The sequence below is a fragment of the Pseudomonas sp. SIMBA_041 genome (assembly GCF_046535095.1).
Classification (GTDB): Bacteria; Pseudomonadota; Gammaproteobacteria; order Pseudomonadales; family Pseudomonadaceae; genus Aquipseudomonas; species Aquipseudomonas mucoides.
On sequence record NZ_JAWRXJ010000898.1, the window covers coordinates 1 to 238 of the forward strand.

Annotated in this window: 1 pseudogene; it reads right to left on the minus strand. The window is 66.8% G+C overall.

The features are described from left to right. Nucleotides 1–238 (minus strand): annotated as a pseudogene (locus tag SB725_RS33735) (aromatic ring-hydroxylating dioxygenase subunit alpha); the annotation flags it as partial.

A 238-nucleotide genomic window follows, 5' to 3' on the forward strand; every position in this document is an offset into this window, starting at 1 on the left:
GTCCATGGTGATCACCGAGTGATGGATTTCGGTCTCGGTCACCGAGATCGGCTGCAGCACGCGGAAGAACGCCATCGAGCAGGCGACGTTGGGGAACAGGTTGAGGTTGAAGCCCGAACCGCCGACGGCGCGCACGATGCGGCGCACCTGTGGCTCGTCGATGCCCTCGTCGCGCAGCTCGGCGGCCAGGGCCTCGAAGCGCTCCGGGATCGGCTTGTCGAGGTCGGCTTCCAGGTCC